The sequence below is a fragment of the Nonomuraea sp. NPDC005501 genome (assembly GCF_040605905.1).
In the GTDB taxonomy this organism is placed as follows: domain Bacteria; phylum Actinomycetota; class Actinomycetes; order Streptosporangiales; family Streptosporangiaceae; genus Nonomuraea.
In genome coordinates, this window is sequence record NZ_JBEXDT010000041.1 from 53,581 (window position 1) to 68,734 (window position 15,154).

At 73.7% G+C, this 15,154-nt stretch carries 12 protein-coding genes; 9 read left to right on the forward strand and 3 right to left on the reverse strand.

The window, feature by feature from the left end:
- Positions 1-6 precede the first annotated feature (6 nt).
- Entirely contained in the window at positions 7-1,293 is a 1,287-nt protein-coding gene (locus ABZS51_RS20985; protein ID WP_355443405.1) for a right-handed parallel beta-helix repeat-containing protein, read from the forward strand.
- 71 nt (positions 1,294-1,364) lie between these two features.
- Entirely contained in the window at positions 1,365-1,898 is a 534-nt protein-coding gene (locus ABZS51_RS20990; RefSeq protein ID WP_355443408.1) for a hypothetical protein, read from the forward strand.
- Between the two features lie 7 nt (positions 1,899-1,905).
- Here ABZS51_RS20990 and ABZS51_RS20995 read toward each other — a convergent pair whose 3' ends face one another.
- Complete coding sequence (locus ABZS51_RS20995; protein WP_355443411.1) at positions 1,906-2,466, reverse strand: TetR/AcrR family transcriptional regulator C-terminal domain-containing protein; 561 nt, start codon at positions 2,464-2,466, stop codon at positions 1,906-1,908.
- Between the two features lie 69 nt (positions 2,467-2,535).
- Between ABZS51_RS20995 and ABZS51_RS21000 the strand changes: the two genes are divergently transcribed.
- The 7 genes from ABZS51_RS21000 to ABZS51_RS21030 all read left to right on the forward strand — a co-directional run bounded on the left by ABZS51_RS21000 (position 2,536) and on the right by ABZS51_RS21030 (position 12,694).
- Positions 2,536-5,655, forward strand: coding sequence for a cytochrome P450 (locus tag ABZS51_RS21000; RefSeq protein ID WP_355443415.1), 3,120 nt, complete (start codon positions 2,536-2,538; stop codon positions 5,653-5,655).
- A gap of 202 nt (positions 5,656-5,857) precedes the next feature.
- Positions 5,858-6,457: an ACT domain-containing protein gene (locus ABZS51_RS21005; protein ID WP_355443418.1), complete on the forward strand. Its 600-nt coding sequence runs from the start codon at positions 5,858-5,860 to the stop codon at positions 6,455-6,457.
- Between the two features lie 173 nt (positions 6,458-6,630).
- Positions 6,631-7,794 (forward strand): acyl-CoA dehydrogenase family protein, encoded by a 1,164-nt coding sequence (locus ABZS51_RS21010; RefSeq protein ID WP_355443443.1) that lies wholly within the window; start codon positions 6,631-6,633, stop codon positions 7,792-7,794.
- Positions 7,795-7,882: 88 nt separating this feature from the next.
- Positions 7,883-9,142 (forward strand): cation diffusion facilitator family transporter, encoded by a 1,260-nt coding sequence (locus tag ABZS51_RS21015; RefSeq protein WP_355443421.1) that lies wholly within the window; start codon positions 7,883-7,885, stop codon positions 9,140-9,142.
- A gap of 24 nt (positions 9,143-9,166) precedes the next feature.
- Entirely contained in the window at positions 9,167-10,396 is a 1,230-nt protein-coding gene (locus tag ABZS51_RS21020) for an acyltransferase (RefSeq protein WP_355443425.1), read from the forward strand.
- Between the two features lie 324 nt (positions 10,397-10,720).
- Complete coding sequence (locus tag ABZS51_RS21025) at positions 10,721-11,170, forward strand: hypothetical protein (protein WP_355443428.1); 450 nt, start codon at positions 10,721-10,723, stop codon at positions 11,168-11,170.
- Positions 11,171-11,389: 219 nt separating this feature from the next.
- The gene (locus ABZS51_RS21030; protein WP_355443431.1) at positions 11,390-12,694 is read left to right on the forward strand and encodes a hypothetical protein; all 1,305 of its coding nucleotides are present in this window, start codon (positions 11,390-11,392) and stop codon (positions 12,692-12,694) included.
- 141 nt (positions 12,695-12,835) lie between these two features.
- Here the strand turns inward: ABZS51_RS21030 and ABZS51_RS21035 are convergent, their stop codons facing one another.
- On the reverse strand, positions 12,836-13,837 hold the full coding sequence (locus tag ABZS51_RS21035) for a sporulation protein (protein ID WP_355443434.1): 1,002 nt from the start codon (positions 13,835-13,837) through the stop codon (positions 12,836-12,838).
- A 155-nt stretch (positions 13,838-13,992) separates the two neighbouring features.
- Positions 13,993-15,123 (reverse strand): MmgE/PrpD family protein, encoded by a 1,131-nt coding sequence (locus tag ABZS51_RS21040; RefSeq protein WP_355443437.1) that lies wholly within the window; start codon positions 15,121-15,123, stop codon positions 13,993-13,995.
- Between the last annotated feature and the right edge of the window lie 31 nt (positions 15,124-15,154).

The window sequence follows — 15,154 nt, forward strand, 5'->3', positions numbered from 1 at the left end:
CTAGGCGTGGTGAGCGTGAACCTGTCCTCGGTGACCGTCCTGGCGTCCCTGCTGCCCGCCGCACCCGCCGTGCCGGTGCTCCCGCCCGCGGCCGCCGTCGCCGCCGTCGCGGCGGGGACGACGTACTACGTCGACTCCGGCAAGGGCGACGACTCCGCCGCCGGCACCAGCGCCACCGCCCCGTGGAAGTCCCTCGACAAGGTCAACGCGGCCGACCTGAAGCCCGGAGACGCGATCAGCGTCAAGCGGGGCAGCCGGTGGACCGGCACCCTCACCCTGTCCGCCGAGGGCACGGCCGCCCGGCCCATCGTCGTCCAGCCGTACGGCCAGGGCCCCCTCGCCACGATCAGCGGCCAGGAGGGCAACTGCGTGGTCGTCAGCGGCGACCACTGGCGCGTCAGCGGCCTGCGCGCCTCCCGGTGCCAGTGGGCGGGCTTCGAGGTCGGCGGCGACGGCAACCACCTGGTCGGGGTGCAGGCGGACCGCAACATCGCCGGCATCTGGATCACCCCGACCGGCTCCCGCAACGTCGTGCGCGACAGCACGCTCGAGGACAACGACAAGATGAGCGTCAACGACGACGCCCCCGACAACGACTCCGGGGCGTTCGGGATCCTCGTCAACGGCGACGACAACCTCGTGACCGGCAACACGATCACCGGCAGCAACGCGCCGAGCCACGACTACCGGATGGACGGCGCGGCCGTCGAGATCTTCGACGGCGACCGCAACCGCGTCACCTACAACCGCGCCCACGACAACGAGACGTTCACCGAGCTGGGCGCGACGAAGGGCAAGACCGCCACGGGCAACGTGTACGCCTTCAACGTCGTCACCTCCTCCCTGCCGCAGAGCTCCTTCCTCGTCACCCGCGGCCCCCGGCACGTGGTGGGGCCGGTGCTCGGCACGGTCGCGGTGCACAACTCGGTGTACCTGCCGGGCCCGCGCACCCTCGGCTGGTCCTGCCACGGCGGCTGCTCCCCGTCGATCCTGCGGCTGCGCAACAACGCGGTCAGGGTGGGCGGCCAGGCCGGCTTCGAGGACGGCAAGGGGGCCGACGAGGCGGGCAGCGTCTACGAGGGCCGCACGGCCCGCTTCCGGCGTGGCCCGAGGACCGTCATGGCCGACCCCCGCTTCGTCTCGCGCACCGACCTGCGGCTGCGCCCGGGCTCCCCGGCGCTCGGCCGCGGCCTGCCGCTGTCGGCCGCCTGGTTCGGCGGCACGGCCCTGACCACGGACATCACCGGCACGCCCCTGTCCTCCCCACCGGCGGCAGGCGCCTACCAGCCCTGACCACCGGCCGCGCAGACGTGGTAATCACCGTTTCCGGACGCCGGCCGGCCGCTTGGCTACCATGCCGCCTCATGAAGAGACGGGCCAAGATCGCAATCGTGGGTGTCGCCACGATGACGTTGACCACCCTTCCCCCCACAGCCCCCGCCGCCATGGCGGCGGGGAGTTACCTGATCAGGAATGTCTCCACCAACATGTGCCTGACCTGGGGCATGGATCCGGAAGGCCGTAGCCAGGAGTACGCCGCGCATACGCAGTACTGCCCGCCTCCACACGGTCGGGACGGCTACCTGTGGACCCGCGACGCCCGATCGGAGCTCGTCAGCCTCTACAGCAGGAACAAGCGGTGCCTGGGTGCGCCGAGAAGGAACTCGATCGTGCCCATGCAACGCTGCGGCACGGCGATCGAGAAGCGCCGCATCACCTTCACCACGGTCGAGCAGGCGGCGGGAGGCGACCGGATCCTGATCACCTGGAAGGGGCGCCCGATCAGGTGGCAGGGACCGGTCAGGGAGACGTGCCTCACGACGAGCTACCGCAATGCGGTGTCCGGCGTCCCCTGCGACCCGTCGAGCACGAACCAGCTCTGGGTCCTCGTCCGCTGACGGGGCCTCAGCTGTGGGGGAGGCCGCGGATGATCATGTCGATGGCGGTCTCGAAGGTCCGGGCCACCTCCTCCGGGTCGTCCCGGCCGATGTGCCCCTGCTGCTCCGTCAGGATGAGGCCCGTCACGAAGCCGTGGAGCACGTCGGCCGTGCGCGTGCGCTCCTCCTCCGGCACCCCGGCCTCGGCCATGATCGGGAAGAGGACGTCCCACAACCCGCCCTCGTGCGTGGCGACCGCCTCCGGGTGGGTGTGGATGTACGCCCACAGCGACGGGTACGTGGAGACCAGCCGCCGGTAGGCGTGGGCCAGCCGGCGCAGCCGCTCCTGCCAGGACTCCCCGCTCTGGACGGGCAGCTCCAGCCGCCCCGCCATGGTGCGGCAGATCTGGGCGATCAGCGCCGTCTTGTTCTCGACGTGGTGGTACAGCGACATGGGGTTCACGTCGAGGGCGGCGGCGAGCTTGCGCATCGACAGCGCGTCGACGCCGCCCTCCTCCACCAGGCGCAGCGCCGTCGAGTAGATCTCCTCGGGACTCAGGGGGGCGCCCCTGCGCGCACTGACAGCCATACGGCGTATGCTAGCGATAGCCATACGGTGTATGGCTGCTTTGTGAGGCGACGACACAGGGAGAGTTTGATGAAGGAGATCCCCTCACCGTCCGGCCTGCCGTTCCTGGGCAACACGCTGCAGATCCCCGCGCACTCGCCGATGGCGCACTTCACCGAGCTGGCGGGCAGGTACGACGAGGGTCTCTTCCAGCTCGACATCGTCGGCCGGAGGGTGCTCTTCGTCTACGACCCCGACATGGCGGCCGAGCTGTGCGACGAGACCCGGTTCCGCAAGCGGATCGAGCCGCCCCTGTCGATCGTCCGCGACTTCTCCGGCGACGGCCTGTTCACCGCCGAGCTGGACGAGCCCGTGTGGGGTCAGGCCCACCGCATCCTCATGCCGGCCTTCAGCCAGCGCTCCATGAAGGCGTACTACCCGCAGATGCTGGAGATCGCCGAGCGGCTGGTCGGCTCGTGGGCCTCCCGCCAGGGCGAGGACCTGCCGGTGTCGGACGACATGACCCGGCTCACCCTCGACGTCATCTCCCTGACCGGCTTCGGCTACCGCTTCGAGTCGTTCCGCTCGCCCGAGCTGCACCCGTTCCTGAAGGCCATGGGCGGCGCGCTGACCGAGGCCATGATCCGCAACCGGCAGCTCCCCGTGGTCACCAAGCTCAAGCGCCGGAGCGAGGAGTCCTACCGCCAGGACATCGCCACCATGCGCGAGCTGGTCGAGGACGTCATCCGGCAGCGCAGGGCCCGACCGGCCGGCGGGGCCAAGGACCTGCTCGGGCTGATGCTGGAGGCGGCCGACCCGCTCACCGGCGAGCGCCTGTCCGACGCGAACATCCGCGACCAGGTGCTCACCTTCCTCATCGCCGGGCACGAGACGACGAGCGGCCTGCTGTCCTTCGCCCTGTACAACCTGCTGCGCCACCCCCACACCCTGGCCCAGGCGTACGACGAGGTGGACCGGCTGCTGCCCGGCGACGAGCCGCCCACGTACGAGACGATCATGAAGCTGGACGTGATCCCGCGCGTCCTCGACGAGACGCTGCGCACCTGGTCGCCGATCCCCGCCTTCGCCGTCACCGCGCTGGAGGACACCACCCTCGGCGGCTACCCCGTGCCCGCGGGCACCCCGGCCGCCCTCGTCCTGCCGGCCCTGCACCGCCACCCGAAGGCGTGGGAGCGGCCCGAGGAGTTCGACATCGACCGCTGGCTGCCCGAGCGCAGGAAGGACCACCACCCGGCCGCCTACAAGCCGTTCGGCAACGGCGAGCGCGCCTGCATCGGCCGCCAGTTCGCCCTCACCGAGGCGCGGCTGACGCTGGCCATGCTGCTGCGGCGGTTCGCGCTCTCCGACCCCGCGGCGTACAGGATGAAGATCAAGCAGACGCTCACCCTCAAGCCGGAGGGGTTCACGCTCCAGGTGCGCGAGCGGCGCCCGCACGAGCGCTTCAGCGGCGCGGCTCCCGTGGCGCAGGCGGAGGAGCGGGACGAGGGGCAGGAGATCGCCGTGACCGGCGTGCCGCTCACCGTCGCCTACGGCTCCAACCTCGGCACCTGCTCCGACATCGCCGAGCGGCTGGCCGAGCGGGCCGGCCGGTCCGGCTTCGCCACCACGCTCACCGCCCTCGACGACCTCGAACCGCCCCGCGAGGGCCTGCTCGTCGTCGTCGCCTCCTCCTACAACGGCAAGGCCCCGGACAACGCCCAGCGCTTCGACGCCCGCACGACGCTGCCCGACCTGTCGGGGGTGCGGCTCGCGGTGCTCGGCTGCGGCAACACCCAGTGGCCCACGTACCAGGACTTCCCGCGCCGCGCGCACGACAAGCTCACCGCCGCCGGCGCCGTGCCGCTGGTCGAGCGGGGGGAGGCCGACGCCGACGGTGACTTCGACGGCGACGTGTCCGCCTGGACCGCGACGCTGTGGGCGGCCCTGGCCGAGGAGTACAGCGCGTCGGCCGCGGACGCCGGCCCCCGCTACGAGCTGGAGGTGCTGACCGAGGCCGAGGTACGGCCCGCCGTGGTGTCCGAGCGGGCCTTCCCGCTCACGGTCGTGTCCAACGAGGAGCTGACCTGCGACCCGGCCGGGCTCTGGGACTTCTCGGTGGAGGCGCCCCGGCCCGGCGTCCGCTCCCTCGTCGCGCGGCTGCCCGAGGGCGTCACCTACTCCGCCGGCGACCACCTGGCCGTCTTCGCCAAGAACGACCCCGAGCTGGTCGAATGGGCGCTGCGCTGCCTGCGCGTGCCGCGTGAGCAGGTCGTACGGCTGCGCGCCAGGGGCGGCACGCACCTGCCGGTGGACCGGCCGGTCACGGCGGGGCTGCTGCTGACCGAGTTCGCCGAGCTCCAGGAGGTCGCCACCCGCGCCGACCTGGAGGCGCTGGCGGCGCACACCTCCTGCCCGTGGACGCGCGGGCAGCTCGCCGCGCTGACCGCCGACTACGCCGACGAGATCCTCGCCAAGCGGCTGTCGCCGCTGGCGCTGCTGGAGCGGTTCCCGGCGATCGAGCTGCCGCTGGCGGCGTTCCTGGAGATGGCCGGGCCGATCAAGCCGCGGTACTACTCGGTGTCGTCCTCGCCGCTGGCCGAGCCCGGCCGGGTGCGGATCACCGTCGGGCTCGTCGAGGGGCCCGCCTGGTCCGGCAGCGGCCGCTATCAGGGCATGTGCTCGGCCTACCTGGCCGGGCTCGCCCCCGGTGAGACGTTCTACGGCTACGTCCGGGTGCCCGCGCCGCCGTTCCGGCTGCCGGACGACCCGGAGACGCCGGTGATCCTGGTCGGGCCGGGCACCGGGTTCGCGCCGCTGCGCGGCTTCCTGGAGGAGCGGGCGCTGAGCGGGGCGAGCGGGGCGGTCGAGGTGTTCACCGGGTGCCGCCACCCCGAGCACGACTGGCTGTACCGGGAGGAGCTGGCGGGCTGGGCCGCCGCGCCGAACGTCCGGGTGCACGAGGCGTTCTCGGCCGTGCCGGGGCATCCGCACAGGTTCGTCCAGGACGCCGTGGCCGCCGAGGCCGACCGCGTGTGGGAGCTGCTGGAGGCCGGGGCGCACGTGTACGTGTGCGGCGACGGGCTGCGCATGGCGCCCGCCGTCCGGCGGGTCCTGGCCGGCATCCATCGGGAGCGGACGGGCGGTGACGGCGAGGCGTGGCTGGCGTCCCTGGAGGAGCAGGGCCGCTACCAGCAGGACGTCTTCGCCTGACGGTCTCGCCGGGCTCGCCGGGCGGAGCCCGCTCCGCCCGGCCGGTCGGCGGAAAGGTGCAGGCGGCAGGGGGCAAAGGCTGCCTGACCAACCCACTCCGGAACAGTTGATTGGGATATAACCGCAGCATGCGTGACATATCTCTAAAACATCCGCGAAACCTTGGCGCGGCACTGTGGGAGCCCTGGAAAGGAGGGCACCGATGCTGCTGCGACTGAGGGTGTCACTGCCGGACCGGCCGGGGGCGCTCGGCCAGGTGGCGCGGGCGCTCGGCGCCCTGGGCGCCGACATCCTGCAGGTGACCGTGCTCGAACGCGAGTCCGGGCGGGCCGTGGACGACTTCACCGTGTCCTGGCCGGGGGCCGCCACGACGGACGAGGTCCGTGACCGGCTGTCCGCTGTGCCGGGGATCCGGATCGAGGGCGTCTGGACGACCAGGGAGGTGCCGGGCTCCGCGCCCGACTACGACCTGCTCATGCACGTCGCGGCAGAGCCGGGGCGCGCCTTCGCGACGCTGGTGGACGCGCTGCCGGGGCTGTGCGGGGCCGAGTGGTCGCTGGCGATGTCCGGCGGCGAGGTGCGGCACGCCAGCCTGTCCGCCCCCGCCGCGTTCGACCTGGACGAGCCGCCCCTGCGCGCCGCCACGCGCGTCTCCGAGAAGCTGCGGCTCATGCTGCTGCCGGTCTCCGCCCACGACTTGCACGTGGTGGTCGCCCGCTCCGAAGGCCCGGGCTTCCACCGCGCCGAGGTGGAGCGCGCCGCCCGCATCGTGGACGTGGTGTCCGCCCTGTCCCTGCGCTGAGGACGTCCCTGCGCCGAGGACGTCCCTGCGCCGAAGAAGCCCGTCCCCGGGACGGCCTACCGTACGGTCCGGGGCGTTGACCCGGAAAACGGCGGATCATTAGCGTGAGCGGCGCAGCCGTGCGCGGATCGGCCGTCCGGCCGGGCCGCGCGGCTCTCACGGAGGAGCGGCAGATGGACTTCGAGCTGACCGACGAGCAGCGGGCCTTCCGGGAGACGCTCCGGGCGTTCGTCGACAAGGAGATCGTGCCGGTCGCGACCGAGTGGGAGCACTCCGGCCGCTATCCCACCGAGATCGTGGACACGATGCGCCGGATGGGGCTGTTCGGCCTGTCCGTGCCCGAGGAGTACGGCGGGCTGGGGGCCGACATGGTGTCGTTCGCGCTCGTCTTCGAGGAGATCGCGCGCGGCTGGATGGGCGTCGCCGGCATCCTCGGCTCGCACACGATCGCCTGCTGGATGATCGCCCGCCACGGCACCGACGAGCAGAAACGCCTTCACCTGCCCGACCTGGCCACCGGCGCCCGCCGCACCGGCATCGCGCTCACCGAGCCCGCCGCGGGCACCGACCTGCAGGGCATCCGGACGCGGGCCGTACGCGACGGCGACCACTACGTCGTCACCGGCACCAAGACGTGGATCACCAACGCCCGCCACGCCGACCCGCTGCCCGTGCTGGTCAAGACGTCCGTCACCGAGCCGGCGCACAAGGGCATGTCCGTGCTGCTCGTCGATCCGTCGGCCGACGGTTTCACGGTCAGCCGCGACCTGCCCAAGCTGGGCTACAAGGGCACCGAGACGTGCGAGGTCGTGCTCGACGGCGTGCGCGTGCCGGAGTCGGCGCTGCTCGGCGGCGTCGAGGGGCGCGGCATGCAGCAGGTGCTCGGCGGGCTGGAGACGGGCCGGGTCAACATCGCCGCCCGCGCGGTCGGGGTCGCCCAGGCCGCCTACGACGCCGCGCTGTCCTACGCCCGCGAGCGCACCGCGTTCGGGCAGCCGATCGCCGACTTCCAGGCCATCCAGCTCAAGCTCGCCGACCTGGCCACCGAGATCCAGGCGGCCCGCCTGCTCACCTACTGGGCCGCCTCCCGGGCGGACGACGGCGGGCGCGTCGACATGGAGGCGGGCATGGCCAAGTACTTCGCCTCAGAGGTGGCGCTGAAGGCGTCGCTGGAGGCCATGCGGATCCACGGCGGCTACGGCTACTCCCAGGAGTTCGTGGTGGAGCGGCTCTACCGGGACGCGCCGCTCATGGCCATCGGTGAGGGCACGAACGACGTGCAGCGGCTGGTCATCGCCCGCGCCCTCGTCTCCGGCAAGGGCCGGATCGGCTGGTAGGGGGCGGGGGAGGGGGCGAGGGGATGTTCGCGCGGGCGGGCGGCGGGCATACTCGGCCGGACGCGACGTCATGCGGGTGAGGAGGGCCATGTCGGGACCACGGCACCCCGGCGAGCCGCACGCCCATCCGGACGGGCCCGGTCACCCTGCCGACGGGGAGCAGGCGCACGGGCTCGGGCACACCTCCGGCCATGCGGAAGCTCACGGGGACGGGCACATCCCCGGCTCCGATCACGGCCACGGCCACGGCCACGGCCACGGCCACGGCCACGGCCACGGCCACGGCCACGGCCACGGCCACGGGCATGGGCATGGGCACGGGCGTGGGCACGGGCATGGGTCCGCTGCCCGGCGGGGGAGGGCGCGGGGCGTGCTGTCGCGCCTGTGGCACGCCGCCGCCCCGCACAGCCACGACAGCGCCGGCAAGACCGACGCCGCCCTGGAGGGCAGCAGCCGGGGGCTGCGGGTGCTGGCCGCCTCGTTCGCCGTGCTCATGGCCACCGCCGCCGTCCAGGCCGTCATCGTCGTCATGTCGGGCTCGGTCGCCCTGCTCGGCGACACCCTGCACAACGTGGCCGACGCGCTCACCGCCGTGCCGCTGGCCATCGCGTTCTCGCTCGGCCGCCGCGCCGCGAACCGCCGCTTCACCTACGGGTACGGCCGGGCCGAGGACCTCGCCGGCATCGCCATCGTCGTCGTCATCGCCCTCTCGGCCGCGGTGGCCGGGTACGAGGCGATCCGGCGGCTGGCCGGGCCGCAGGACCTGCGCGCGGTCGGATGGGTGGCCGCCGCGGGCGTGGTGGGCTTCCTCGGCAACGAGTGGGTCGCCCGCTACCGGATCAGGGTGGGCCGGGAGATCGGCTCCGCCGCGCTGGTGGCCGACGGCCTGCACGCCAGGACCGACGGGTTCACGTCGCTGGCGGTGCTGCTCGGCGCGGGCGGGTCGGCGCTGGGGTTCCCGATCGCCGACCCGCTCGTCGGCCTGCTCATCACCGCCGCCATCTGCTTCGTGCTGCGCGACGCCGCCCGGGAGATCTACCACCGGCTCATGGACGCCGTCGACCCCGCCCTCGTGGACCAGGCCGAGGCCGTGCTGAGGACCGTCGAGGGGGTGCGCGCGGTCGGCTCCGTCCGGCTGCGCTGGATCGGCCACGCGCTGCACGCCGAGGTGGACATCCTCGTGGACCACGACCTGACGCTGGTGCGGGCGCACGCGCTGGCCGTGGAGGCGGAGCACCGGCTCATCCACGACGTGCCGCGGCTGCGGGCCGCCACGGTCCACACCGACCCCCACGGGCCCGTGGACGTCGACCACCACGCCCCTCTCCATACGCATCGCATCACCTGATGCGGTGCGGGTAGGTTGGGGCGGGTGTCCTCCGCCGCCTCAGACCAGCCTGCCCCGTCCCTCGCGGCCCGCGAGGACGTCCGGGACCCCGCGGACGGGAACGCCGCGCACCGGGAGCACAGGCTCGCCTGGCTGGACGCGCTGCGCGGCGTGGGCGCGATGGCCGTGGTCGCCGAGCACATGCTCCCCTGGTTCCTGCCGTCGCTGCGCCCGTACTGGTTCAGCCTCGGCGTGTACGGCATCCTCGTGTTCTTCCTGGTCAGCGGCTACATCATCCCGGCCTCGCTGGAGCGGCACGGCGACCTGCGGCGCTTCTGGGTCAGCCGGGCCTTCCGGCTCTACCCGCTGTACCTGGCCGTCGCGGCCCTGGTGGTCGGGCTGGCCTGGTGGGTGCCGGTGCGCGCGGAGGTGCCGCGCGACGGGTCGGCGGTGGCGGCGCACGCGACCATGCTGCTGGACGTCGTCGGCGTGGGCGGCGTCGCCGACACCATGTGGACGCTCTCGTACGAGATGGTGTTCTACCTGCTCGTGACCGCGCTGTTCGTGATGCGGGCGCACGAGCGCAGCGGGCTGCTGGCCGTGCTGTTCGCCGGGTTCTCGGTCGTCGTCGGGCTGGCGTTCGCGGGCCCGGTGGCGACGGGCGGCTGGGTCCCGTACGTCTCGGGCGCCGTGTTCGCCGCCGGGCTCGCGTGCGTCGTCTCGGGCCGGTTCCGTACGGCCGGCGCCTGCGTCCTCGGCCTGATGGCGGTGGCGCTGCCGGTGCTGAGCGGGCGGGTGCCGTGGCTGGGCGTCGCCGTGCTCGGCGTGATGTTCGCGGGCACCGCGATCCACCGCTGGGAGCGCGGCACCGGCCCCCTCTGGCCGGTGGCCGTCACGGGCGCGCTGGTGGCCCTCGCGCCGGTGGGGGCGATCGGGTCGGGATGGTGGTGGGTCCAGCCGGACGTGTGGATCACCACGATCGCGCTGGCCGCGGCCACGTTCGCGGGGGCGATGGTGCTGCGCGGGCGCCGCCTGCCGCGGGTGCTGACCTGGATGGGCCTGATCAGCTACTCGCTCTACCTGGTGCACCATCCGCTGCTGAAGTACTTCGTCCAGGTCACCGGGGATCTGCGGCGCGCGCCGTTGCCGGTGCAGCTCGTCATGGCGGCCGCAGCGCTGGCCCTGGTGATGCTGGTCAGCGCCCTGGCGTACCGGTTCGTGGAGCGGCCGATGCAGCGGCTCGGCCGTCGCGCGGCGCGCCCCGCCACGAACTGACACCCCCGCGAGCCCCGGTTCCTGCCGGGCGGCTCCGAGGCGCGGCGCGCACCCGGGGCGCGCACCACGTAGCGTGGTTGACGTGTGTCCGACCGTAGGCGAGGGGGCGGTGTGTCACCATCACCGGAACCATGGGTCACGATCTCGCCCCGGCCCGGTTTCACGATCCCGCCCCCGCCCCGGCCTTCGGCATGCCCCTGGGGAGAGGACTGGGCCTGGGCGGCGCATGAGTGCCGAGCGGCTTCTCCCGTGCCGCGACCGGCAACAGGTCCGGCGATACTGCATCGGTCAGCCGAACTGGCCGGTCCCTTCGGCTTCCCGACGGTGCGGTGGCTGCTCGCCGTCAATGCCGCGTTGTTGATCGCGCTGGTCATCGCCGGGCTGGTGGATGAGACGTCCGCTCGGCGTTCCGTCATCTGGCGCCGGCTGTTCGGTCTCACGCAGGGCTGGCTGGTTCCCCTGGCCGCCGCCTGCTGGGCCTGGCTCGCCACGGCCGTCGCGGCTCTCCACCTGGTGCGGGACCCGCATGCCGAAGCGGCCGGCTGGCTGCTGCTGGGAATCATGGTGCTGAGCCTGCTGCCGATGATCCTCGATCTGGACTTCGCGCAGGCCGTACGGCTGTGCCTAGTGGCGATGGTGCTCGTGGCGTACGGCGTCGGCATGATCGCTGTGGACCAACGCGGATCCCCCGAGGAGCTACCCCGGGGCTGGGAGGACCACCGGGTCGGACACATCGAAGGACCGGCCCATCCGATGCCTGCACATGCTCGATGAGGGCACGCCGACCCCGCTGATCCGCCGGGCGGCCTCGTCGGGCGTCTCTTCCGGACGGTGGAGACGCCGGCAGGCCGGGCGATTGTCGGCGCCCGCCCGTAGCATGAGCGTCTCAACCGAGACCACGTGTCCTCCCGTCACCACCACCGGCTGACTGCCGGACATACGCGAGTGCGCCTGTGGCGCTGGGTCGACGGGCGAGAGAGAGGCGGCGGGGCCATGCCCGGGGTGCTGGTGCTGATGGGGTCGGGCGAGACGAGCCCGACCATGGTGGAGGTCCACCGGTCCGTGGCGCGGCGCCTCCCGGCGGGGGCACGGGCCGTGCTGCTCGACACGCCGTACGCGTTCCAGGAGAACCGCGCCGACATCAGCGCCCGCGCCCGCCGTTACTTCGCCCGCAGCGTCGGCCTCGAGGTGCGGGTCGCCGACGGCGTCGCGGGCGCCGACTGGGTGTTCTCCGGGCCGGGCAGCCCCACGTACGCGCTGGACCGCTGGAGCGAGGGGCCCGTGGGCGGCGACCTGCGGGCCCGCGTCCGGGCCCGGCAGGGAGCGACGGTCCTCGCCTCGGCGGCGGCCTGCACGGCCGGGGTGGCGACGGTCCCGGTGTACGAGATCTACAAGGTCGGGGCGGAGCCGCATTGGCGGCCGGGGCTCGACCTGCTGGAGCCGCTCGGGCTGCGGGTGGTCGTGATCCCGCACTTCGACAACGCCGAGGGCGGCACCCACGACACCCGCTACTGCTACCTGGGGGAGCGGCGGCTGTCGCGCATGGAGCGGGAGCTGCCGCCGGGCACCGCCGTCCTCGGCCTCGACGAGCACACCGCGGTGCTCGTGGACCTCGACGCCGGGGAGGTGGAGGTGGCGGGCCGCGGCGGCCTGACCGTCCGTAGGCCGGGCTCGCGGGCCGTGCTGCCGGCCGGCACCCGCGTGACCCTGGCCGAGCTGCGCCGCCTCACCGAGGGCGGGGGCGACCGCCGGGGCGACGGCAAGGGCCGGGGCGAGGGCGGTGGCGAGGGCGAGAACGGGGGCGGCGGCGAGGGAGAAGCCGGGGGTGCGGGCCGGACGGGCGCCGCGCTGCTCCCGCTCGCCGTCCCTAAGGTCGTCCAGATGACGCTGGAGGAGGCGATCCGCGCGTGCGAGGGTCGCTTCCGGGACGCGGTGGCCGCGTCCGACCTGACGGCCGCGGCGCGGGCCGTGCTCGACCTGGAGGCCGACCTGGTCAAGTGGTCGGCCGACACGGAGGAGGACGAGGGAGGCGTCGGCCAGGCCCGCGACCTCATGCGGCTGCTCATCGCCCGGCTGGGGGAGGCGGCGTCGGAGGCGGGCGTGCGCCGGCTGGTGGAGCCGCTGCTGGCACTGCGCGACGAGCTGCGCCGGACCGGCCGCTACGCCGACGCCGACACGCTCAGGGAGGCGATGGGCCGGGGCGGCGTCCTGGTCGAGGACACGTCTGACGGTCCCCGCTGGACCACCCGCCCCGGCTCACCCGGCTCACCGCCCGGGCCGGACGGCCCGCCTCACTGACCCCACCGGCCCGGCTCACCGCCCTGACCGGACGGCCCGCCTCACCGACCCGACCGGCCCGGGTCACCGTCGTTGACCCGACCGTCCCGGCTCACCGTGGTGGACGGGACCGTCCCGGCTCGCAGGAGCTCGCGGGTGGGGTCACCACTCGTCGCCGCCGCCTTCGTCGTCGCTCTCGAAGACCTCCTCGACGGCCTCGCTCACGAGGTAGCCGCCGACGAGGCCCGCCGCGCCGGCCGCCGCCACCGCGCCGAGACCCGCCCCGCCGCCGTGGTGCCCCCCATGGTGATGATCGCCGTGGTGGTGATCGCCGTAGTGACCACCGTGGTGCTCGCCGTGATGCCCGCCGCCGTGCCCGTAGCCGTGGCCGGCGTGCTGCGCCAGGCCGCCGAGCCAGCGGTCGATCTCGCTCGCCCAGTCCATGCCCAGCGCCTCGTCGTGCCCCACCCGGAAGCGCCCGACGGCGTCGCCCGAGCCTCCGAACCGGCCGCTGCGCTTGTCCGCCTCCAGGATCACCTCCAGCCCATGGGGGTCGGCGACGAACGTCAGCTCCACCTCGCCGACCTGCCCGGCGTGCCGGGGCGGCGGGTAGAACTCGATCTCCTGGTAGAACGGCAGCTCCTGTCGCACCCCGTACAGCTGCCCGACCTCCACGTCCGCGGACCGGAACTGGAAGCCCAGCTCCAGGAGCGCCCGCAGCACCCGCAGCTGCGACGGCAGCGGCTCCACCGAGACCGGGTCGAGGTCGCCCTTGTCGACGGCCTTGGCGATGGCCAGCTCGGTGCGCACGCCCACGGCCATGCCGGTCAGGGGCTGCCCGTCGACCTCGTTGAGCGGCGTCTCCCACGGCAGCGTGATCTGGAACGGGATCGTCCGCCGCTCCTTCTCCGCCAGCCGGAACGGGCCGGACACCTGGACGCGGTGGAACTCCGCCAGCCCGCTCGCCTCACCCTCGCCGCCCTCGATCTCGACCCCGGCGACCAGGCCGAGCGTGACGTGCTCGATGTCGGCGTCGAAGTCGCCGCCGGCGAGCCGTACCTCGCCGCTCAGCGTCCCGCCCGGCCGGGCGAGCGGCGTCGCGAGGACGGTGTCCACCGAGGGCGCGCCCACGCCGAGAGCGCCGAGCATGCGTTTGAAGACCACGGGTTGCACTCCTGTCGATCAGACCGATGACTGATGTCCACCAGCAAACGATCACCGCCGGGCTGTGGTTCCGGAACGCGCGGCGCGAGATTATCAGGCCGCGCTCGTGTTCGGCGGGTGATTGCGCGACGACGATCCGTATCAGCCTGGGCGGGTCAGCCGGCGCGGGTCAGCCCCAGGAGCGCGGAGGCCGAGGAGGCCGAGGGCAGGTCACGGGCCGCCGCCAGCAGCTCCTCCACCGCGTCCGCCCGCAGCGCCCGCCCGGCGTTCGAACGGAACTTGACCTCCAGCTCCTCCCGCGTCAGCGGCCGCTCCGGCCCGCCGCGCGAGGAGTCCACCCGGTGCTCCACCGTGGAGCCGTTCCGCAGCCGGACCCTCAGCACCGCCGCGAACGAGCGCGGGAACAGCTCCGAGGCCCGCTCGTCCGCCACGCACCGCACGCGCGCCGCGAGCGCGAGCGCGGCCGGGTCGAGGGCGGCGAAGTCGTCCAGGTCCAGTCCGAGCCCGCCGCCTCCGAGCAGCGCCGCGGCCACCGTGTACGGGCCGGAGAACTTCGCGTGGTACGCCGAGCGCGGCCGGGCCTTCTCCTCCGGCGGCTCGGCGATGGTGCGCAGCACCGGGGCCGCCACCCCCAGCTCGGCCGCCGCCACGTCCTCCGGTGACAGCCCGGCCGCCCGCAGCGCCAGCGCGCAGTCCACGGCCGGATGGGTGAAATGGTTGGCCGGGTACGGCTTGTACACGGTGCGCGGCAGCTCCCACCGCTCGCCGAGGCCCGACAGCAGCGCCTCCGCGTCGTACCGGCCGTCCAGCCACGCCTGGAAGAACCCGAACCGTCCCTCCAGCACGGTCGGCGGCCCCGTCACGCCTTCGAGCGCGAGCACCGCGGCCGACACGCCGGCGTGCGCCGCCCACCCGCAGTGGGCCCGCTTGACCGTGCCGCCCGTCCGGTTCGCCTCGATGAGCCCGGAGCCCATGCTGGCCGCCACCCCGGCCGCGTGCGCGACGCCCTCCGCCGGCAGCCCGAACAGCAGCCCGGCCGCCACGGCCGCTCCCAGCGTCCCGCAGATCGACGTGGCGTGCTGGCCCCGCTCGAAGAACAGCGAGGTGCGCGTCTCGGGCAGGTAGGAGGCCATGCCGAGGCGGGCGCACACCTCGATCCCCGCGGCCACGGCGCTCACCAGGGCGGAGCCGCTCGCCCCGGTCGCCTCGGCGGCGGCCAGCGCGCGCAGGTCGGCCAGTACGGGCTCGGGGACGTCGAGACGGAACGGGGTCACATGGTCGGACATGCTGCCTTCCTCGTCGGATCATTCGGTGATG